The 19,720-nt window shown below is 71.8% G+C and carries 15 protein-coding genes; 4 read left to right on the forward strand and 11 right to left on the reverse strand.

What is annotated here, in order from left to right; genetic code table 11:
- Positions 1-50: 50 nt before the first annotated feature.
- The 4 genes from ACFVIM_RS05070 to ACFVIM_RS05085 form a co-directional block, all read right to left on the reverse strand.
- Entirely contained in the window at positions 51-1,007 is a 957-nt protein-coding gene (locus ACFVIM_RS05070) for a cytochrome c oxidase assembly protein (protein WP_384298601.1), read from the reverse strand.
- 111 nt (positions 1,008-1,118) lie between these two features.
- Positions 1,119-2,144 carry a 6-phosphofructokinase gene (locus ACFVIM_RS05075; RefSeq protein WP_384298604.1) on the reverse strand — a complete coding sequence of 342 codons (1,026 nt, stop codon included), beginning with the start codon at positions 2,142-2,144 and terminating at the stop codon, positions 1,119-1,121.
- Positions 2,145-2,323: 179 nt separating this feature from the next.
- Positions 2,324-3,055, reverse strand: coding sequence for a type 1 glutamine amidotransferase (locus ACFVIM_RS05080; protein ID WP_384298606.1), 732 nt, complete (start codon positions 3,053-3,055; stop codon positions 2,324-2,326).
- A 28-nt stretch (positions 3,056-3,083) separates the two neighbouring features.
- The gene (locus tag ACFVIM_RS05085) at positions 3,084-4,322 is read right to left on the reverse strand and encodes a MurT ligase domain-containing protein (protein ID WP_384298608.1); all 1,239 of its coding nucleotides are present in this window, start codon (positions 4,320-4,322) and stop codon (positions 3,084-3,086) included.
- A gap of 115 nt (positions 4,323-4,437) precedes the next feature.
- Here ACFVIM_RS05085 and def point away from each other — a divergent pair, with 115 nt between their 5' ends.
- The gene (def, locus tag ACFVIM_RS05090) at positions 4,438-5,004 is read left to right on the forward strand and encodes a peptide deformylase (RefSeq protein ID WP_384298611.1); all 567 of its coding nucleotides are present in this window, start codon (positions 4,438-4,440) and stop codon (positions 5,002-5,004) included.
- A gap of 107 nt (positions 5,005-5,111) precedes the next feature.
- On the opposite strand, the gene ACFVIM_RS05095 is transcribed toward def, so the two are convergent.
- The gene (locus tag ACFVIM_RS05095; protein ID WP_384298614.1) at positions 5,112-5,774 is read right to left on the reverse strand and encodes a TetR family transcriptional regulator; all 663 of its coding nucleotides are present in this window, start codon (positions 5,772-5,774) and stop codon (positions 5,112-5,114) included.
- Between the two features lie 316 nt (positions 5,775-6,090).
- Here ACFVIM_RS05095 and ACFVIM_RS05100 point away from each other — a divergent pair, with 316 nt between their 5' ends.
- The gene (locus tag ACFVIM_RS05100) at positions 6,091-7,305 is read left to right on the forward strand and encodes an acyl-CoA dehydrogenase family protein (protein ID WP_384298616.1); all 1,215 of its coding nucleotides are present in this window, start codon (positions 6,091-6,093) and stop codon (positions 7,303-7,305) included.
- 241 nt (positions 7,306-7,546) lie between these two features.
- On the opposite strand, the gene ACFVIM_RS05105 is transcribed toward ACFVIM_RS05100, so the two are convergent.
- On the reverse strand, positions 7,547-8,428 hold the full coding sequence (locus ACFVIM_RS05105) for an acyl-CoA thioesterase (RefSeq protein WP_384298618.1): 882 nt from the start codon (positions 8,426-8,428) through the stop codon (positions 7,547-7,549).
- 120 nt (positions 8,429-8,548) lie between these two features.
- The gene (locus ACFVIM_RS05110) at positions 8,549-11,065 is read right to left on the reverse strand and encodes a DEAD/DEAH box helicase (RefSeq protein WP_384298620.1); all 2,517 of its coding nucleotides are present in this window, start codon (positions 11,063-11,065) and stop codon (positions 8,549-8,551) included.
- Positions 11,066-11,236: 171 nt separating this feature from the next.
- On the opposite strand from ACFVIM_RS05110, the gene ACFVIM_RS05115 reads away from it, so the two are divergent.
- Entirely contained in the window at positions 11,237-12,028 is a 792-nt protein-coding gene (locus ACFVIM_RS05115) for a metal-dependent hydrolase (protein ID WP_384298622.1), read from the forward strand.
- A gap of 235 nt (positions 12,029-12,263) precedes the next feature.
- Here the strand turns inward: ACFVIM_RS05115 and ACFVIM_RS05120 are convergent, their stop codons facing one another.
- From ACFVIM_RS05120 to ACFVIM_RS05130, 3 genes are all read right to left on the reverse strand, one after another.
- Complete coding sequence (locus ACFVIM_RS05120) at positions 12,264-14,042, reverse strand: ABC transporter ATP-binding protein (protein ID WP_384298664.1); 1,779 nt, start codon at positions 14,040-14,042, stop codon at positions 12,264-12,266.
- A 59-nt stretch (positions 14,043-14,101) separates the two neighbouring features.
- Complete coding sequence (locus ACFVIM_RS05125) at positions 14,102-16,234, reverse strand: ABC transporter transmembrane domain-containing protein (RefSeq protein ID WP_384298625.1); 2,133 nt, start codon at positions 16,232-16,234, stop codon at positions 14,102-14,104.
- 181 nt (positions 16,235-16,415) lie between these two features.
- Complete coding sequence (locus tag ACFVIM_RS05130) at positions 16,416-16,823, reverse strand: winged helix-turn-helix transcriptional regulator (protein WP_384298628.1); 408 nt, start codon at positions 16,821-16,823, stop codon at positions 16,416-16,418.
- A gap of 76 nt (positions 16,824-16,899) precedes the next feature.
- On the opposite strand from ACFVIM_RS05130, the gene ACFVIM_RS05135 reads away from it, so the two are divergent.
- Positions 16,900-17,739, forward strand: a complete 840-nt coding sequence (locus ACFVIM_RS05135) for an SDR family NAD(P)-dependent oxidoreductase (RefSeq protein ID WP_384298630.1) — start codon at positions 16,900-16,902, stop codon at positions 17,737-17,739.
- Between the two features lie 113 nt (positions 17,740-17,852).
- On the opposite strand, the gene ACFVIM_RS05140 is transcribed toward ACFVIM_RS05135, so the two are convergent.
- A complete protein-coding gene (locus tag ACFVIM_RS05140) occupies positions 17,853-19,406 on the reverse strand; it encodes a Gfo/Idh/MocA family protein (protein ID WP_384298632.1) in 1,554 nt (517 codons plus the stop codon).
- Positions 19,407-19,720: the final 314 nt, after the last annotated feature.

Raw genomic sequence — 19,720 nt, forward strand, 5'->3', positions numbered from 1 at the left:
GAAGGTCATCGTCACCCGGGGGACGGCCTTCGCGCTACCGCCCGGGTGCGCTACCCCTGGCGGGAGTGGAGGGAGGCGAGATAGGCGTTGTACGCCTCCAGCTCCTTGTCCCCGTCCCGGTCGGCGGCGCGGTCCTTGCGGCGGGCCTGGCGCTCCTCGGAGCGGTACCACTGGAAGAGCAGCGCGAGCAGCACCAGCACCGACGGGACCTCGCTGAACGCCCAGGCGATCCCGCCCGCCGCGTGCTGGTCGGCCAGCGCGTCGATGCCGAGGGAGGCGGGCGGGCTGGCGTAGCTCTCCACCATCGGTTCGCTCGCCATCATCAGCGCGATGCCGAAGAACGCGTGGAACGGCATGCCCGCGAACAGCTCCAGCATCCGCATGACATAACCCGGACGGTGCGGACCCGGGTCCACGCCCATGATCGGCCAGAAGAAGACCAGGCCGGTGGCGAGGAAGTGGATCATCATCGCCACATGGCCGGTCCGTGACGCCATCAGGGTGTCGAAGAGCGGGGTGAAGTAGAGCGCGTACAGGCTCGCGATGAAGAGCGGGATGGTGAAGGCCGGGTGGGTGATCACCTTCATATAGCGGCTGTGCAGCAGCGCCAGCAGCACCTCGCGCGGCCCCTTGCGGCCCCGGCCCGCCACCGGCAGGGCGCGCAGCGCCAGCGTCACCGGGGCGCCGAGCAGCAGCAGGATGGGGGAGACCATGCTGATGATCATGTGCTGCACCATATGCACGCTGAACATGACCATGCCGTAGTCGTTGAGCTTGGTGCACATCGCCAGCAGGACCGTCGCCACACCGGCCACGAAGAACAGCGTCCGGCCGATCGGCCAGGCGTCCCCGCGCCGCCGCAGCCGCAGCACGCCCCAGCCGTACAGCGCCAGTGCGAGCAGACAGCCCGTCAGGAAGAACGGGTCGGGGGAGAGCTCCAGCCCCCGTCCCAGCGTGAACGGCGGCATGTCCATGTCCATGTTCATGCCGTGCCCGCTGTGATCCATCCGCCGGCTCCCGGTGTAGTTCGAGGTGGGTTTGTCCGCTTGCCGGTCCAGACTAGAACCGCCCCCGGCCGCGACAGCGACCGGGGGCGGTATCGGGGTGCGGCGCGGCGGTCAGAGCACGCACTCCGCCTCGGCGTACCGCTCGGCCGGAACCGTCTTCAGCGTCTCCACGGCCCGCGCCAGCTCCACCATCGTGATCTCGTTACCGCGCAGCGCCGTGAGCATCCCGAACTCGCCCCGGTGCGCCGCCTCCACCGCGTGCCAGCCGAAACGGGTCGCCAGCACCCGGTCGTACGCCGTCGGAGTGCCACCGCGCTGGACATGGCCGAGGATCACCGGACGCGCCTCCTTGCCGAGACGCTCCTCCAGCTCCACGGAGAGCTGACGGGCGACCCCCGCGAAGCGCTCATGGCCGTAGACATCCTTGCGGCCCTCGTCCCAGGCCATCGAACCCACGCGCGGCTTGGCACCCTCCGCGACCACCACGATCGCGAACCGCTTGCCCGCCTCGAACCGCGCGCCGACCCGGCGGGTCAGCTCCTCGATGTCGAACGGACGCTCGGGAACCACGATGGCGTGGGCGCCGGCCGCCATGCCCGAGTGCAGCGCGATCCAGCCGGTGTGCCGCCCCATGACCTCCACGATCAGCACCCGCTGATGGGACTCGGCGGTCGTCTTCAACCGGTCCAGCGCCTCCGTGGCGACCCCGACCGCGGTGTCGAAACCGAAGGTCACATCCGTCGCGGCGATGTCGTTGTCGATGGTCTTGGGAACGCCGACGATCGGCAGCCCCGCCTCCGAGAGCAGATGGGCCGCCTTCAGCGTGCCCTCGCCGCCGATCGGGATGATCGCGTCCAGACCCAGGTCCGCGACATGGCCCTTCGCCCGCTCCACACCATCGCGCAGATGCTCCGGGCGGACCCGGGACGAGCCCAGGATCGTGCCGCCACGGGCCAGGATCCCGCCGACCGCGTCCAGGTCCAGCTTGCGGTAGTCGCACTCCAGCAGGCCGCGCCAGCCGTCGTGGAAGCCGATGACCTCGTCGCCGTGGTCGACGACGGCGCGGTGGACGACGGAGCGGATGACGGCGTTCAGGCCGGGGCAGTCGCCGCCGGAGGTGAGCACACCAATACGCATAGCCCGGAACCTTTGCAACGTGGGCCGACTTCCGGACCACGTCGTCCGGCTGGATCACGGTCACCCTACCGGCGGTGCGCCGCCTCCACCGAATGGCCCGTCCGCCCACTGGGACACGGGCCCCGGGTCCGGGGCCCCGGGCCCACCGGGGTGGGCGGGCCCGCGGGCGGACCGGGGCGTCAGGAGGGGGACTGGGTGGCGGAGGTGATGCGTTCCTGGCGGAGCGCGTCGTACCAGCGGTCATCCGTCGGCGGCAGCGCGTTCACATCCAGCGCCAGCTTCAGCAGCAGATCCGCGATCTGCGGGTTCCGCGCCATCACCGGCCCGTGCATATACGTGCCGAACACGGTGTCGTTGTACGCGCCCTCCGTCCCGTCCCCGGTCCCGTTGCCGCGCCCGATGATGGTGCGGGCGAACGGGCGGGCGGTGGGGCCGAGGTGGGTGACGCCCTGATGGTTCTCGAACCCGGTGAGCTGCGGCAGCCCGAACCGGGGGTCGATGTCCGCCAGGACGTCGCCGACGCAGCGCTCGCCCTCGCCCCGGGTGGAGACCACGTCGATCAGGCCGAGGCCCGGCTCGCGCTCCCCGAGGTCGTTGATGAACTCGTGGCCGAGGATCTGGTAACCGGCGCAGACGGAGAAGATGATCGCGCCGTTCTCGGCGGCCCGGTTGAGCCCGCCGTCGCGGCGCAGCCGCTCGGAGGCGAGCCGCTGGGGCCGGTCCTCGCCGCCGCCGACGAGGTAGATGTCACCGGAGGTGGGGATGGCCTGGTCGCTGCGGACGTCCAGCCGCTGGACGTCGAGTCCGCGCTGCCGCGCCCGGCGCTCCACGACCAGCGCGTTGCCCTGGTCGCCGTAGGTGCTGAGCAGGTCCGGGTAGACCCAGACCAGCCGCAGGCTGCTGTCGCTCATGCTCAAGATTCCTCAGAGTCGGTCCGGGTCAGTTGCCCACGCGGCGGCGGACGTCCTGGAAGGCGGTGTAGTTGGCGATCAGCTCGATCCGTCCGGGGGGCGCCATGGAGACGGCCTGGTCGACCGTGTCGCAGACCCGGAAGTCGAGCCCCGCGACCTCCAGCCGGACCGCCAGGTCGAGCCTGCGGTCACCGATGACGAAGATCGGGTGACCGGCGAGCCGGGTGTAGTCGACGTCCCAGAGCCAGGAGGTGTCCGTACCGTCGGCGCCCCGGGCGTTGACGGAGAGGATCACCGGGGTCGGCGGCGGGTCGATCAGCGAGAAGGTCTCCAGCCAGCCGGCCGGGTTCTTCGCCAGCAGCAGCCGCAGTTCGCGCCCCTCGAAGGTGACGACGTCATAGCGGCCCGCGACGGCCTGGACCGCGTACATCCGCTCCAGCGCGACCTGCGGCGGCACCCCGAAGCAGGCGGCGACGGCGGCGGAGGACGCCGCGTTCGCCTTGTTGGCGCGGCCGGGGAGCTGGAGCCGGATCGGCCAGGCGGAACCGTGCGGGTCGAGGACGTAGTCCCCGTTCAGTACCCAGCTCGGGGCGGGACGGCGGAAGCCGCACTCGCCGCAGAACCAGTCGTCGCCGGGGCGCTGCATCACACCGCCGCAGGCGGGGCAGGACCAGGCGTCGTCCTTCCACTCCTGGCCGGCGGCGACCCAGACCACCTGCGGGGAGGAGGAGGCGGCCCAGACCACCAGCGGGTCGTCCGCGTTGGCGATGACGATCGCCTTGGAACCGGCGAGGCCCTCGCGCCACTTCTCGGCGAGCATCCGGGTTTCGGCGGCGCGGTCGAGCTGGTCGCGGGAGAGGTTGAGCAGCGCGATGGCCTTGGGTGTCACATCGCGCGCCACTCCGGCCAGGTACTTCTCGTCGACCTCGATGACGCCGAACTTGGCGTCCGAGCCCCCGGCGAGGGCGGAGGTGATCCCGGCGGGCATGTTCGCGCCGAGCGCGTTGGAGACCACGGGGCCCGCCGCGCGCAGGGCCTCGGCGATCAGCCGGGTGGTGGTGGTCTTGCCGTTCGTCGCCGACACGAGGACGACGTCCAGGTGCTGCGCCAGCCTGCCCAGCAGATCCGGGTCGAGTTTGAGCGCGACCCGGCCGCCGATCACCGACCCGCTGCCGCGACCGGCGGCACGCGACACGGCGGCTGCGGCTCTGCCCGCCGTCACGGCGAGCTTCGCACGCGGCGTCAGTGGCTCCGAGTTGCCTGACATCGTCCTTGATCCTCCTTGCATCGGTCCGCCCCAGCCTATCCAGGTCCCGGCGGCTGCCCGAACCTCGGCACCACCGCCGACGGCGGCCGCCCTGACCGACCGTACGCTTACGCCCATGCGAAAACGGCTGATCCCCGGCAGTTCTGGACGCGTGCGGCCGATGAGTCCGCTCGGTGATCCGGTGCTGCACACCCCGTGCGAACCCGTCACCGACTCCGGGCCCGCCCTGCGCGAGCTGGTCGAGGACCTCTTCGCCACCATGTACGCGCGCCGGGGCGTCGCCATCGCCGCGCCCCAGGTGGGGGTGGGGCTGCGGGTCTTCGTCTACGACTGCCCGGACGACGACGAGGTGCGCCATCTCGGACACATCGTCAATCCGGTCCTGGAGGCGGCGGACGGGATCGTGCTGCGCGGCCCGGAGGGCTGTCTGTCGCTGCCGGGGCTCGAAGCGGGCACGGAACGGTTCGACCGCGCCGTCCTGACCGGGACGACGGTCGACGGCGACCCGGTGCGGATCGAGGGCACCGGGTACTTCGCCCGCTGTCTCCAGCACGAGTACGACCATCTGGAGGGCCGGATCTACGCGGACCGCCTCACCGGCTGGCGCCGCGCCCGGCTGCTGCGCCAGGTCCGGCGCGCGGGCTGGGGGCAGGGTCCGTCCCCCGAGCACGTCTGGCCCTGACCGGCGCGCCTGTTCCCCGTGGACCGCGCCCGTCGCGCGGGCCACGGATGACCTCGTATGACACCCGTACGAACCCGTATGTCCACGGCGAAACCCGTACGTACGGTTCAGAAGCCGGGGCCGCCCGCGCGGTCGGCCACGGCCGCCAGCCGTCCCCAGAGCAGATCCGCCAGGCTGGCCACCAGTTCCCGCCGGGTGCAGGGGCGTTCACCGAGCCACCAGTCCCCGGCGGCGTGCATCATGCCGACGATCCCGTGGCCCCAGACCCGGGCCAGCCGCTCTCCGTCCGGGCCCAGTTCGACCCGCTCGTGTATGACCTGCGCCAGTTCCTCGCCGAGCCGCCGCAGCAGCGGTGCCGAGTGGCGTCCGACGTCGAAGCCCGGTTCGCCGCCGCCGGAGTCCGCCGTGGGCGCTACCTCGGCCGGGTGCATCAGGAAGCGGTACACCTGGGGCCGGGCCTCGATGGCGGCGAGGTAGGTGTCGAGGGTCGCCTCGACCCGTTCGCGGCGCTCGGCGGGCGCGTCCAGGGCCGCGCGCAGGGACTCCAGGAGGGCGTCGGTGTGCCGCCGGGCCAGGGCGCGGTACAGGCCGCCCTTGTCGCCGAAGTGGCGGTACAGGATCGGTTTCGTGATGCCCGCCTCCGCCGCGATGGCGTTCATGGACGCCTGTGGGCCGTCCCGGAGCACCACCCGGTCCGCCGCTTCGAGCAGTTCACGGCGGCGCTGGTCGACCGGCCGGCCCCGGTCGGTGGAGTGCTGTGTGGTCTCCATGGCTCTGTCTCCCCGCCCGTGCGATTGCGTGACGCCTGCGCAAACTAACACCCCGGCCGTGCCTTCCGGAGATCGGCCGGGGGCGGTTGACAGGCTTTACCGCCGGGTAACAGACTGCCGTTACCGGGAGTAACTCGCCCGGGGGTGCGCGTCGGCCGGCCGCTGGCTGCTGGGCTCCCCGTGGATGGTCCGCCGGGGATCAGCTCCGTGTGACGTTCGCTCTGCCCGAGGTCGGTGGTGAGCCGGAGGGCCGCGCCGGAAGTACCCCAGGCGCGGGCCCGTGGGTGAACAGCCGCAGAGAAGAAGGCTGGGAGAGATGTTCGAGCTCAACGAGGAGCAGACGCAGATCCGCGACTGGCTCCATGGCTTCGCCGCCGAGGTGATGCGCCCGGCCGCGGCGGAGTGGGACGAGCGGGAGGAGACGCCCTGGCCGGTGATCCAGGAGGCGGCCAAGGCCGGCATCTACTCGCTCGACTTCTACGCCCAGCAGTTCTTCGACCCCACGGGGCTCGGCATCCCGCTGGCCATGGAGGAGCTGTTCTGGGGTGATGCCGGGATCGCCCTGTCGATCGTGGGGACCGGGCTGGCCGCCGTCGGGGTGCTCGCCAACGGGACCGAGGAGCAGATCGGCACCTGGGTCCCGCAGATGTACGGCGATCCCGGCGCGGTGAAGCTCGCCGCGTTCTGCTCCTCCGAGCCGGACGCGGGTTCGGACGTGGCCGCGATGCGCACCCGCGCGGTCTATGACGCGGTACGCGACGAGTGGGTGCTCAACGGCACCAAGACCTGGGCCACCAACGGCGGTATCGCCCATGTGCACGTCGTCGTCGCGGCGGTCGATCCGGCGCTGGGGTCCAAGGGGCACGCCTCCTTCATCGTGCCACCGGGCACCCCCGGTCTGGCCCAGGGGCAGAAGTTCCGCAAGCACGGCATCCGCGCCTCACACACCGCCGAGGTGGTCCTGACCGATGTCCGGGTCCCGGGGCACTGTCTGCTCGGCGGCAAGGAGCGGCTGGACGAGCGGCTGGCCCGGGCCCGGGAGCGGGAGCGGGGCGGGGGCGAGCGGGTGCGGAACGCGGCGATGGCGACCTTCGAGGCGTCCCGTCCCGCCGTGGGCGCGATGGCGGTGGGCACCGCCCGCGCCGCCTACGAGGTCGCCCTGGAGTACGCGGGGACCCGCACCCAGTTCGGCCGCCCGATCATCGACAACCAGGGGGTCGCCTTCCCGCTCGCCGACGCCCGCACCCGCATCGACGCCGCCCGGCTGCTGGTGTGGCGGGCGTCCTGGATGGCGGCGACGGGAAAGCCGTTCACCGCCGCCGAGGGGTCGATGTCGAAGCTGTACGCCAGCGAGGTGGCCCGGGATGTCACCGCGATGGCGATCCAGGTCCTGGGCGGAAACGGGTTCACCCGGGAGTACCCGGTGGAGCGGATGCACCGGGACGCGGCTATCTACACGATCTTCGAAGGGACGAGCGAGATCCAGCGGCTGGTCATCGCCCGCACCCTGACGGGCCTGCCGATCCGCTGAGCGCGCGGCCGTGCTTCCCGGTGTCCTCCGGTGTGCCGGTGTGCCGGTGTGCCGCGGTGTCTTTTGGTGGGTCCCGCCCCCCCGTACGGACGGGCTCCGTGGTGCTCTTCCGTACGGCCGCGCCGCGCCGGACCCGTCCCCGCGGAACCGGCGCGGCACTCCCGTACGAGGGGCACGGGCGTACCGGCGTCAGGGCGGGTACGGGCCGCGCGGTACGGGTGTGCCGCCGGCCCGGGGGTCCTCAGCTGTCCAGGGGACGGAAGAGGCCCTCCTGCACCACCGAGACCAGCAGTTCGCCCGCGCGGTTGTAGATCCGGCCGCGGGCCAGGCCCCGGCCGCCGGTGGAGATGGGGGACTCCTGGTCGTACAGGAACCACTCGTCCACCCGGAAGGGACGGTGGAACCACATGGCGTGGTCCAGGGAGGCCATGTCGTACCCGCGTGCGACCCCCCACAGCGGTTCCACGGGGATACGCACCGCGTCCAGCAGGGTCATGTCACTGGCGTAGGTCAGAGCACAGGTATGGACGAGCGGGTCATCACCCATCGGGCCCACCGCGCGCATCCAGACCGCGCTGCGCGGATCGGACTCCTTCTCCTTGATCTCCTCCGGGGTCCAGCGCAGCCGGTCGACATAGCGGATGTCGAACGGCTGACGGCGGGCCATCCGCTCCAGCGCCTCCGGCAGGGCACCGAGGTGCTCGCGGATCTCCTCGGTGACCGAGGGCAGGGTCTCCGGGTCGGGGAAGCTCAGCCGGGGCGGCAGCTGGTGCTCGATGCTCCCCTGCTCCGGGCGGTGGAAGGAGGCGGTCAGATTGAAGATCGTCCGGCCCTCCTGGATCGCGGTCACCCGGCGGGTGGTGAAGGACCGGCCGTCCCGGACCCGCTCCACCTGGTAGACGATCGGCACACCGGGACGGCCCGGTCGCAGGAAGTAGGCGTGCAGCGAGTGGACCGGGCGCTCGCCGTCGGTGGTACGGCCCGCGGCGACCAGCGCCTGACCCGCCACCTGGCCACCGAAGACCCGCTGGAGGGACTCCTGAGGGCTGCGGCCCCGGAAGATATTGACCTCGATCCGCTCCAGATCGAGCAGATCCACCAAACGCTCGGCGGGATTCGTCATGGCCGGTTCGTTCCTTTCGGGCTCCGGGACTTCAGGGCTCCGGGACATCGGGAGCTGAGGGCTGCGGGCTCCGGCGGCGCGGTGGTCCGGGGCGCTCCATGGCGCCCCGGACCCGGTGGCTCAGGTCAGCGGGCCCACGGACGTGACCCGGACGACCGCGCGGCCCTCCTCGTCGGAGGCGGCGAGATCGACCTCGGCGCTGATGCCCCAGTCATGATCGCCGTTCGGGTCGGCGAATGTCTGCCGCACCCGCCACAGGCCGTGCGGCTCGTCCTCCTCGATCAGCAGCAGCCGGGGACCGCGCGCGTCGGGGCCGGTGCCGAGCGTCTCGTACTCGTCCCAGTAGGCGTCCATCGCCTCCGCCCAGGCGTCCTCGTCCCAGCCGGATTCCGCGTCCATCTCGCCCAGCCGCGCCACCTGGTCCAGCGCGGCCAGCTCCACCCGGCGGAAGAGCGCGTTGCGTACCAGCACCCGGAACGCCCGCGCGTTGGCCGTGACCGGCTTGACCTGGTCGGCCCTCTCCTGGGCCTCCTCGGCGGTCTCCACCTCCGGGTTGGCCAGCTGCTCCCACTCGTCCAGCAGGCTGGAGTCCACCTGGCGGACCATCTCCCCGAGCCAGGCGATCAGGTCCTGGAGGTCCTCGGACTTCAGATCGTCCGGGATGGTGTGCTCCAGCGCCTTGTAGGCACCCGCCAGATAGCGCAGCACGATGCCCTCGGTGCGCGCCAGCTCGTAGAAGGAGGTGAACTCCGTGAACGACAGCGCCCGTTCGTACATGTCACGGATGACGGACTTCGGCGACACCGGATGGTCGCCGACCCACGGATGGCTGGTGCGGTAGGTGCCGTACGCGTGCCACAGCAGCTCGTCCAGCGGCTTGGGGTACGTGACGTCCTGGAGCCGCTCCATCCGCTCCTCGTACTCCACCCCGTCCGCCTTCATCAGCGCCACGGCCTCCCCGCGCGCCTTGTTCTGCTGCGCGGCGAGGATCTGGCGCGGATCGTCCAGGGTGGACTCCACCACCGAGACCATGTCCAGCGCGTACGAGGGGGACTCCGGGTCCAGCAGCTCGAAGGCGGCCAGCGCGAACGTCGACAGCGGCTGGTTGAGCGCGAAGTCCTGCTGGAGGTCGACGGTCAGCCGCACGATGCGGCCCTGGGCGTCCGGCTCCGGCAGCCGCTCCACGATCCCGCCGTCCAGCAGCGAACGGTAGATCGCGATGGCCCGCCGGATGTGCCGCAGCTGGTTCCTGCGGGGCTCGTGGTTGTCCTCCAGCAGCCTGCGCATCGCCTCGAAGGCGTTGCCGGGCCGGGCGATCACCGACAGCAGCATGGCGTGGGTGACCTTGAACCGGGACGTCAGCTGCTCCGGCTCGGAGTCGATCAGCTTCTGGAAGGTGGTGTCCGACCAGGCGACAAAGCCCTCCGGCGCCTTCTTGCGCACGACCTTGCGGCGCTTCTTCGGGTCGTCGCCCGCCTTCGCCAGCGCCTTCTCGTTCTCGATGACGTGCTCGGGCGCCTGCGCCACGACCAGGCCCGCCGTGTCGAACCCGGCCCGGCCCGCGCGGCCCGCGATCTGGTGGAACTCACGGGCCCGCAGCGTGCGCACCCGGGTGCCGTCGTACTTGGTGAGCGCGGTGAACAGGACCGTACGGATGGGCACGTTCACGCCCACGCCCAGCGTGTCCGTCCCGCAGATCACCTTCAGCAGCCCCGCCTGCGCCAGCTTCTCCACCAGCCGCCGGTACTTCGGCAGCATCCCGGCGTGGTGGACGCCGATGCCGTGGCGGACATAGCGGGAGAGGTTGCGGCCGAACTTGGTGGTGAAGCGGAAGTTGCCGATCAGATCGGCGATCCGGTCCTTCTCCTCCTTGGTGCACATATTGATGCTCATCAGCGACTGCGCCCGCTCCACGGCCGCCGCCTGCGTGAAGTGCACGATGTAGACCGGCGCCTGCCGGGTCTCCAGCAGCTCCGTCAGCGTCTCCGTGATCGGGCTGCGCCGGTACTCGTACGACAGCGGCACCGGGCGGGTCGCCGAGCGGACCACGGCGGTGGGGCGGCCGGTGCGCCGGGTCAGGTCCTGCTCGAACCGGGAGACATCGCCGAGCGTCGCCGACATCAGCACGAACTGTGCCTGCGGCAGCTCCAGCAGCGGGATCTGCCAGGCCCAGCCACGGTCCGGCTCGGCATAGAAGTGGAACTCGTCCATCACGACCTGGCCGATATCGGCGTCCTTGCCGTCCCGCAGCGCGATGGAGGCCAGTACCTCGGCGGTGCAGCAGATCACCGGCGCGTCGGCGTTGACCGAGGCGTCACCGGTCAGCATGCCCACGTTCTCCGTGCCGAAGATCTTGCACAGATCGAAGAACTTCTCCGACACCAGCGCCTTGATGGGCGCGGTGTAGAAGGTGACCTCGTCCCGGGCCAGCGCGGCGAAATGGGCGCCCGCCGCCACCAGGCTCTTCCCCGAACCGGTGGGGGTGGACAGGACCAGATTGGCCCCGGAGACCACCTCGATCAGGGCCTCCTCCTGCGCCGGGTAGAGCGAGATGCCCTGCCCCTCGGCCCAGGTGGAGAAGGCGTCGAAGAGGGCATCGGGGTCGGCGTCGGGAGGCAGCTGATCGATAAGCGTCACGCCCCCATCTTGCCTGGCTTCCGTCCGGATGAGGGAACCGGATCACCGGTGAAAGATCACGAACGATAGGCTGATATGTCAACTGGCCCCACGGCGCGCCCGGGAGAGGAGCGCCGGGGCCACCGAGGACCGCGCCGAGGCGCGGACGCAGGGACAGGGTGGGGAAACCACATGATGGGACCGGCGCACTCGCTCTCCGGAGCCGCGGCCTGGCTGGGGGTGGGCGCGGCGATGGAGGCCGCGGGCCGCCCCATGCCCTGGCCCGTGCTCGTCGTCGGGGCGCTGATCAGCGCGGGAGCGGCGCTCGCACCCGACCTCGACCACAAGGCGGCGACGATATCCCGGGCCTTCGGCCCGATCTCCAAGGTGCTCTGCGAGATCGTCGACAAGCTCTCGTACGCCGTCTACAAGGCCACCCGCAGCACCAGTGACCCGCGCCGCAGCGGAGGGCACCGCACCCTCACCCACACCTGGGTCTGGGCCGTCCTCATCGGCGCGGGCGCCTCCGCGCTCGCCGTCACCGGAGGGCGCTGGGCGGTGCTCGGCATCCTCTTCGTCCACTTGGTGCTGGCCGTGGAAGGACTGCTCTGGCGGGCCGCCCGGGTCTCCAGCGACATCCTGGTCTGGCTGCTCGGCGCGGCCGGGGCGTGGATCCTCGCCGGTGTGCTCGACCAGCCGGGCAACGGCGCGGACTGGCTCTTCACCGCGCCCGGCCAGGAGTACCTGTGGCTGGGCCTGCCCATCGTGCTCGGCGCGCTCGTCCACGACATCGGCGACTCGCTCACCGTCTCCGGATGCCCGATCCTGTGGCCGCTGCCGATCGCGGGCAAGCGGTGGTATCCGCTGGGGCCACCGAAGGCGCTCCGCTTCAGGGCCGGCAGCTGGGTGGAGCTGAAGGTACTGATGCCGGTGTTCACCCTGCTGGGCGGGGTGGGTGGCGCGGCGGCGCTGAACCTCTTCTGAGCCGTCCGCGCCCCCTGCCCGCGGCACCCTGTGGGCCCGCGCCCCCTTGCGGTGGGCACGGCCCGCCCGCGCCCCTGCCCACGGGCCCATGAGAGGGGAGCCCGGTCGCCCGGCGACGGGCGGGCCAGGACCAGGGGAGGCGACCCCGCGCACACCAGGTGCGGGCGGGAGCCCCGGGGGGCGATCCAGGAACTCTTCGCGCCGGGGAGCGAGGCGGGCCCGCGCGGCGGTCGGGCTAGCCGTGCCAGGAGCGCCAGAGCGAGGCGTACGGGCCCTTGGCCGCGACCAGCTCGTCATGGCTGCCCAGCTCACTCACCCGTCCTTCCTCCACCACCGCGATGAGGTCCGCGTCGTGCGCCGTGTGCAGCCGGTGCGCGATGGCCACGACCGTCCGCCCGTCCAGCACCCGCGCCAGGGACCGTTCCAGGTCGCGCGCGGCGCGTGGATCGAGCAGCGAGGTCGCCTCGTCGAGGACGAGGGTGTGCGGGTCGGCCAGGACCAGCCGGGCGAGTGCGATCTGCTGGGCCTGGGCCGGGGTGAGCGCGAGGTTGCCGGAGCCGACCTCGGTGTCGAGGCCCGCGGTCAGGGCCCGCGCCCAGCCTTCGGCGCCGACCGCGTCGAGGGCCGACCACAGATCGGGTTCCGCCGCGTCCTCCTGTGCGAGGAGCAGGTTGTCGCGGAGGGTGCCGACGAAGACATGGTGTTCCTGGTTGACCAGGGCGACATGGCGGCGCACCCGTTCGGCGGGCATCCGGGACAGCTCGGCCTTGCCGAGGGCGACCCGCCCCTCGCGCGGGGCGTAGATGCCCGCGAGCAGCCGCCCGAGCGTCGACTTCCCCGCCCCGGACGGCCCGACCAGGGCCAGCCGGGTGCCCGGGGCCACCGCCAGGGACACCTGGTGCAGCACGTCGACGCCTTCCTGGTAGCCGAAGCGGACCGCGTCGGCGTGGATGTCGCGCCCTTCGGGCCGTACCGTCTCGTCGCCCGCGTCGGGTTCGATCTCCCGGACGCCCACCAGCCGGGCGAGCGAGACCTGGGCCTCCTGGAGTTCGTCGTACCAGCGCAGGATGATGCCGACGGGCTCGACCAGCATCTGCGCCAGCAGCGCGCCGGTGGTCAGCTGGCCGACGTCGAGCCAGCCCCGGAGGACGAAGGCGCCGCCGATGAGCAGCACCGACGCCAGTACGGTCATATGGGTCAGGGTGATCGCGGGGAAGAGCACCGAGCGCAGGTACAGGGTGTACCGCTCCCACGCCACCCACTCCCGGATCCGCTGGTCGTTGAGGGCGCTGCGGCGGCCGCCGAGACGGTGGGCCTCCACCGTCCGGCCCCCGTGCACGGTCTCGGCGAGATTGGCCGAGACTGCCGCGTACCCCGCCGACTCCGCCCGGTAGGCGGCCGGGGCGCGGCGGAAGTACCAGCGACAGGCCACGATCAGCAGGGGGGCCGCGAGCAGCACCGACAGCGCCAGCGGGGGCGCGGTGACCGCGAGCCCGCCGAGCAGCAGCGCCGCCCACACCACGCCGATGGCGAGCTGGGGCACGGCTTCCCGCATCGCGCTGGCGAGCCGGTCGACGTCGGTCGTGATACGGGAGAGGAGATCGCCGGTGCCCGCCCGTTCCAGCACACCGGGCGGGAGCGCCACCGACCGTACGAGGAAGTCCTCGCGCAGGTCCGCGAGCATCTCCTCACCGAGCATCGCGCCGCGCAGTTGCACCACCCGGACGAAGACGGTCTGGATGACCAGGGCGAGCGCGAACAGCGCGATGGTCCGCTCCAGATGGAGTTCGCGGGCCCCGGTGGTCAGCCGGTCCACCACCTCACCGAGGAGATAGGGCCCGACCATGGAGACGACCACGGCGACCGTGTTCACGGTGATCAGGGTGAGGAAGGCGCCCCGGTGGCGGCGGAGCATCTCCTGGACGTACGCACGGACCGTGGCGGCCCCGGCGACCGGCAGGATCGTGACCGATTCGGACGCCGACGGGTCGTAGGCGGGCGGTGCCACGGTCAGTGCCCGCCACGCGGGGCGCTGACGACGGCCCGGCGGCGCGGCGGTGGCGGTGTCGTCGTTCACAGGGATCCCTCGTCGATCTCCACGAGTTCCTTCTCCACGCGTTCGCTCTTCACGGGTTCGTTCTTGACGGGTTCGTTCTTCACGGGATTCCTCCCGGTCTCCGGGTGCCGAGCGGAACGCTCTGTGTTGTCGGTGGAGCCGGTGGAGTCGGCCTGGTCGGCCGCCCGTTCCCGCGTCCCTTCCCGCGCCCCTTCCGACTGGAGCTCCCTGTCCGTCTCACGGGTGACGATGGCGCGGTAGCGGGGCTCGTCGCGCAGCAGCGACCGATGGGTACCGGTGGCGGCGATGGTGGTGCCGTCCATCAGGACCACCCGGTCGGCGAGGTCGAGCAGGAGCGGTGACGAGGTGAGGACCACCGTCGTCCGCTCCGCCCGCAGCCGTCGCAGACCCGCCGCGATCCGGGCCTCGGTGTGGGAGTCGACGGCGGAGGTCGGCTCGTCGAGCACCAGCACCTCGGGATCCGTCACCAGGGAGCGGGCCAGTGCCAGCCGCTGACGCTGACCGCCCGACAGGGACCGCCCGCGTTCGGTGATCACCGCCCGCATCGGGTCACCGTCGGCGGACGCGCGGGCGAGCGCGGTGAGGACGTCGCCGCACTCGGCGGCGGTCAGGGCCTCGGTGGCGCTCACCCGGCCCGAGGCGGGCACGTCGAGCAGCTCGCGCAGGGTGCCGGAGAGCAGCATCGGTTCCTTGTCCTGGACGAGGATGGCGGTCCGGGCGTGGTCGAGCGGGAGCGCGTCCAGCTCGACACCGCCGAGCCGTACGGACGCGGGTGCGGGCCGCGGGGCGCTGTCGCGCGGGGTGTCCCGGGCGGGTGGGTTCCCGGCCGGGGTGCGCCCGGGTTCGGCGTTCTCGCCGTCCGGGACGGCGCCGAACCGGCCCCAGGTGTCGGCGGGGTCCCCGCCGTCGCTGTGGCCGCCGAGCCGGTCCGCCAGCTCACCGGCCGCGTCCGGGTCCCCGCACACCACGGCCGTCAGGGTGCCGTGGGGGACCAGCAGCCCGGAGACCGGGTCCTGTAGATCTCCGGTCGGCGGGCCCGTGCGGGTGCCGTCCCCGGCGCCACCGCCGTCAGAGGCGTCACGGGTGTCTGAGGCGTCAGGGGTGCCCGTACGGTGGGTGCCGTCGCCCTCGCCCGGTCGGCGCAGCGCCAGCACCCGGGCGGCCCGCTTGGCGGAGGGCCGGGCGAAGGAGTACGCCATCGCGAACTCCTCGAAGTTGCGCAACGGGTGGGCGCTGATGAGCACGGTGCTGTAGACGGTGACGAGTTCTCCGATGGTGATCCGGCCGTCCAGGGCGAGGTTCGCCCCGTACACCACGATCGTCAGCATCACCAGGCCCGGGAAGAACACCTGGACGGCCGCGATCAGCGACCACATCCGGGCGGTACGGACGGCCGCGCCCCGCACCTGCTGGGATGCCTCGCGGTAGCGGCGCAGGAAGAGGCCCTCGCCGCCGATGCCGCGCAGCACCCGCAGTCCGGCGACGGTGTCGGCGGCCAGTTCGGTGGCGTACCCGGCCTTGTCGCGCTGGACGTCGGCCCGGCGCGTCGCGGGCGGCAGCAACGGGATCACCGAGAGTGCCATCAGCGGCAGTCCGACGGCGACGACCACACCGAGCGCGGGCTGGTAGACCAGCAGGCCGACGGCGATGGTCAGCATGGTGATGGCGGAGGCGGCGAGCCGGGAGGTGGCCTCCACGAACCAGCCGATCTTCTCCACATCGCCGCTGGAGACCGCGACGACCTCACCGGCGGCGACCCGGCGGGTCAGCAGCGACCCGAGGTCGGCGGCGCGGCGGGCGAGCAGCTGCTGGAGCCGGACGGCGGCCGTGATCCAGTTGCTGACGGTGACGCGGTGGACCATCGCGTCGGCGAGGGCGATCACGACGCCGAGTCCGAGGATCAGCGCGCCCGCCCAGGCGAGGCGGGTGCCGGAACCGTCGACGACGGCCTGGACGGCCATGCCCACACCGATGGGGAGCGCGGCGATGCCCAGCAGATGCGCCAGACCCCAGCAGGTGGCCGTGATCTGTGTACCGATCTGGGTTCGGCCGAGCCAGAGCATCAGTCGCAGACCCGAGCGGACGTCGGGTTCTCCGGGGTCGGGGAAGGGAAGGTTACGAATGTGCATCAAAGCCCCAAAGCGAGTTGGCGGCGCAAACCGTGAAAGCCTCGCCCCTGGCCTTCCCCGGGGGCAACCGGTTTTCCCGGCCCCCTGCCCCGGATGCCGAGTGCCGGACGCCATGACGCTGGCTGTCGGCTGTCGGCTGTCGGCTGTCGGGTGTCGGGTGTCGGGTGTCTGACGCCTGACGCTAGGCGTCGATGTGGCGTGATCTCGCCTCGTTGATCTCCGCCTCGTGGCGCACCGCCCAGTCGGCCAGTGCCGACAGCGGGACGAGGAGCGTGCGTCCCAGGGGCGTCAGGCTGTACTCGACGCCGGGCGGCACGGTCGGCCGCACCTCCCGCCGGACCAGCCCGTCGGCCTCCAGACCGCGCAGCGTACGGGTCAGCATGCGCTGACTGATCCCCTCCACGGAACGGTGCAACTCGTTGTACCGGTACGGGCGCCCGCCGAGGAGGATCACCAGCAGCATGCTCCATTTGTCGCCCACCCGGCGGAACACCTCACCGACCGGGCACGCGGCCAGCTCGTCGGCGGGCACCGGCTGGGGCAGCCCATGGGCGAGCACCGAAGGAACACCGCTGTTCGTACCGGACATGAAAGTGCCTTCTTTCGGCCAGTGACGGGGTCGCCCACGATGGAGCGGTCGACGCCGACGAGCCTAGGAGAACACCGTGCCCCACCCCCCGAAACCGAAGACCGTGCTCATCAGCGGTGGCACCGACGGGATGGGCCGCGCGACCGCCCTGGCGCGGCTGGCGAAAGGTGACCATGTCACCGTGATCGGCAGCAATGCGGCCAAGGGGGAGGCGCTGCTGGCCCGGACCGCCCATCCGAACCTGAGCTTTCTGCGGGCGGACCTGTCCTCGATCGCCGAGACCGAGCGGGTGGCCGCCCGGATCCACGAGCGGTACGCGTCCCTCGACGCGCTGGCCCTCTTCGCCAACCGGGTCAGGCCGAGGCGCGAGGAGACCGCCGAAGGGCTGGAGGCCACCTTCGCGCTGTACTACCTGAGCCGCTATCTGCTCGGCCACCGGCTGGCCCCGCTGCTCGACGCCGCCCCCGATCCCGTCGTCATCAACGTGGCCGGTGTCGGTAACACCGCGGGCCGGATCCACTGGGACGATCCGCAGCTGACGCGCCGCTACGGCCAGGTGCGGGCCCAGCTCCAGGCCGGACGGGCGAACGACCTGCTGGGTGTCGCCTTCGCCGAGCGTGCCGTGAGCAAGGCCCGTTACGTCCTCTACCACCCCGGATTCACCCGCAGCGGGATCGACGGGCATCCGAGCCCGCTCGTCCGGGGATCGCTCAGGGTGCTCGCCCGGTTCTTCGCCCGCGATGTGGCCGACGTGGTGCGGCCGGTCGTCCAGTGGATCGACCGGCCGCCGACGGAACCGCTCACCGCGATCGACCGGGGCAGGCCGGTGGAGAGGTCCCTCAGGACCCTGGACCCCGCCACCGCCGCCCGTCTGGCCGACTACACCGGCAGCCTGCTGCGGGAGCGCCCGAGATGACGGCGACGGCGACGGCGGCGGCCGCGGCGGCCGCCGCCCCGGGCACGGGAACGGTCCCGCCCCTGGTCATGGTCCGCGATGAGCGGTCATGACCGGCGCTCTGGCCAGGGGGTTCACTCCGTGGGCCGAGGGGAGTCGATGCCCTGGCGGGCCTCGCGCCACTCCCCGCGGGTGAAGTCGGGGATCGGCATCGGCGCTCCCTGCGCCTTGATGGACAGATGGCTCAGGGGCACGGGCGCCGTCCATACCGCGGCGTCGTAGACGTCGAAGTCCGGTACGAGCCCCAGCCTCATACTCTGCATAAGGCGAAATATCATGATGTAGTCCATACCGCCGTGCCCGCCCGGCGGGTTCGCGTGCTCCTTCCAGAGCCAGTGGTCCCACTGCGCGTATGTCCTGAAGTCACCCCACTGGTGGTTGGTGTGGTCCGGCTCCAGATAGATCCGCGCCGGATAGTCCTCGAAGACACCCTTGGTCCCGCCGAGGCTGTTGATCCGGCTGTACGGGTGCGGTGTCGACACATCGTGCTCCAGCCGGATGACCCGGCCCTTCGCCGTGCGCACCATGCTGATGGTGCGGTCGGCGCCGATGTACGACTCCTTCCAGCTCGGGTGGCCCTTGGGCATATGGGCCTCGCGGTACTCGGCGAGGCCGAGCGCCGGGGTGCCGAAGCTGGAGATGGAGACGACCCGGTCCCCCCGGTTGACGTCCATGTAGTTGGCGACCGGGCCGAAGCCGTGGTTGGGGTAGAGGTCACCGCGGAGCCGGGTGTGCCACAGCCGCCGCCAGGGACCCTCGTAGTACTCGGCGTCGAACAGCAGCTCGCGCAGGTCGTGGTTGTAGGCACCGGCGCCGTGGAGCAGTTCGCCGAAGAGCCCGGCGTGGGCCATGCGCAGGACGCGCATCTCGTTGCGGCCGTAACAGCAGTTCTCCAGCTGCATACAGTGGCGCCGGGTGCGCTCGGAGAGGTCCACCAGGGCCCACAGCTCGCCCAGCCGCATGGCGACCGGGCACTCCACGCCCACATGCTTGCCGCCGAGCATCGCGGCCTTGGCCATCGCGAAGTGGGTCTCCCAGGGCGTGGCCACATAGACGAAGTCGAGGTCGCCGCGCTCGCAGAGCTGCTCGTAGTCGTCCTCGCCGTTGGTGTAGAGGGCGGGCGCGGGCTGCCCCGCCGCCACGACCTTGGCGGCGGCGCGCTCGGCCTTCTCCCGTACGGGGTCGCAGAGGGCGGTCACCTGGACCCCGGGCTGGACCAGGAAGAGGTCGATCATGCTGGCGCCCCGGTTGCCGAGGCCGATGATGCCGACCCGTACCGTACTGCGCCGCTCGAAGGGGACGTTGACCATGGTCCGGCCCTGGCGCGGGGGAGTGGCGGCGGCTCCGGCGGTGCTCTCGGCGCCCGCGGCGGCGGCCGTTCCGGTGCCGATCGCACCCAGGGTGATGCCCGCCCCGGCGACGCCCGCAGTGGTCCACAGCACGGAACGACGGCTCGGCGAGCCGTGGTCCTCACGGTCGGGCCGGTCGGTGCCGTCCGTCCCGCGTGTCCTGTCCGTCCGGTCCGTCCCGGCTGTTCTCTCCGATCCGTACGGGTCGGTGGGGCGGTCGGGACCGTCGGCGCCGGCGGTGCCGTCCGGTCCGGGGTTCGGTACTGCTGCGTCGTTCATCGAGCCTCCACGGGAGCTGATGGTGCGCGGCCGGTCGTGCGTCGGGTCGTGCCTTGGGGTGTGGACTCGCCGAGGGCGGCGGGGAAACCGCCGGGTGCAAGGGTGTGTGGGGCGCTGGACGGACGGAGGGGTGTGCCGTGCGGACGGAGGGGTGGACTGGTCATGAACCTGCCCAATGGCCCCGGCAAGGACCTTCGTCGCTGTGGCCGCTGATGCGCAAGGGGTGCTGATTGGACTCCTGTGTGTGAGTTCATGGACTCTTCTGCGCCCGCCGTCGCCCCGGCCCGCCTCCCGGCCGATGACTATGCTCGAAA

Origin of the sequence: Streptomyces sp. NPDC057638 (assembly GCF_042800315.1) — a bacterium.
In the GTDB taxonomy this organism is placed as follows: Bacteria; Actinomycetota; Actinomycetes; order Streptomycetales; family Streptomycetaceae; genus Streptomyces.

Bases quoted from the DNA above. Each gene is read 5' to 3' on its own strand.
- ACFVIM_RS05070 (WP_384298601.1), bottom strand. From the start codon at position 1,007: ATGGATCACAGCGGGCACGGCATGAACATGGACATGGACATGCCGCCG.
- ACFVIM_RS05075 (WP_384298604.1), bottom strand. From the start codon at position 2,144: ATGCGTATTGGTGTGCTCACCTCCGGCGGCGACTGCCCCGGCCTGAAC.
- ACFVIM_RS05080 (WP_384298606.1), bottom strand. From the start codon at position 3,055: ATGAGCGACAGCAGCCTGCGGCTGGTCTGGGTCTACCCGGACCTGCTC.
- ACFVIM_RS05085 (WP_384298608.1), bottom strand. From the start codon at position 4,322: ATGTCAGGCAACTCGGAGCCACTGACGCCGCGTGCGAAGCTCGCCGTG.
- def (WP_384298611.1), top strand. From the start codon at position 4,438: ATGCGAAAACGGCTGATCCCCGGCAGTTCTGGACGCGTGCGGCCGATG.
- ACFVIM_RS05095 (WP_384298614.1), bottom strand. From the start codon at position 5,774: ATGGAGACCACACAGCACTCCACCGACCGGGGCCGGCCGGTCGACCAG.
- ACFVIM_RS05100 (WP_384298616.1), top strand. From the start codon at position 6,091: ATGTTCGAGCTCAACGAGGAGCAGACGCAGATCCGCGACTGGCTCCAT.
- ACFVIM_RS05105 (WP_384298618.1), bottom strand. From the start codon at position 8,428: ATGACGAATCCCGCCGAGCGTTTGGTGGATCTGCTCGATCTGGAGCGG.
- ACFVIM_RS05115 (WP_384298622.1), top strand. From the start codon at position 11,237: ATGATGGGACCGGCGCACTCGCTCTCCGGAGCCGCGGCCTGGCTGGGG.
- ACFVIM_RS05125 (WP_384298625.1), bottom strand. From the start codon at position 16,234: ATGCACATTCGTAACCTTCCCTTCCCCGACCCCGGAGAACCCGACGTC.
- ACFVIM_RS05130 (WP_384298628.1), bottom strand. From the start codon at position 16,823: ATGTCCGGTACGAACAGCGGTGTTCCTTCGGTGCTCGCCCATGGGCTG.
- ACFVIM_RS05140 (WP_384298632.1), bottom strand. From the start codon at position 19,406: ATGAACGACGCAGCAGTACCGAACCCCGGACCGGACGGCACCGCCGGC.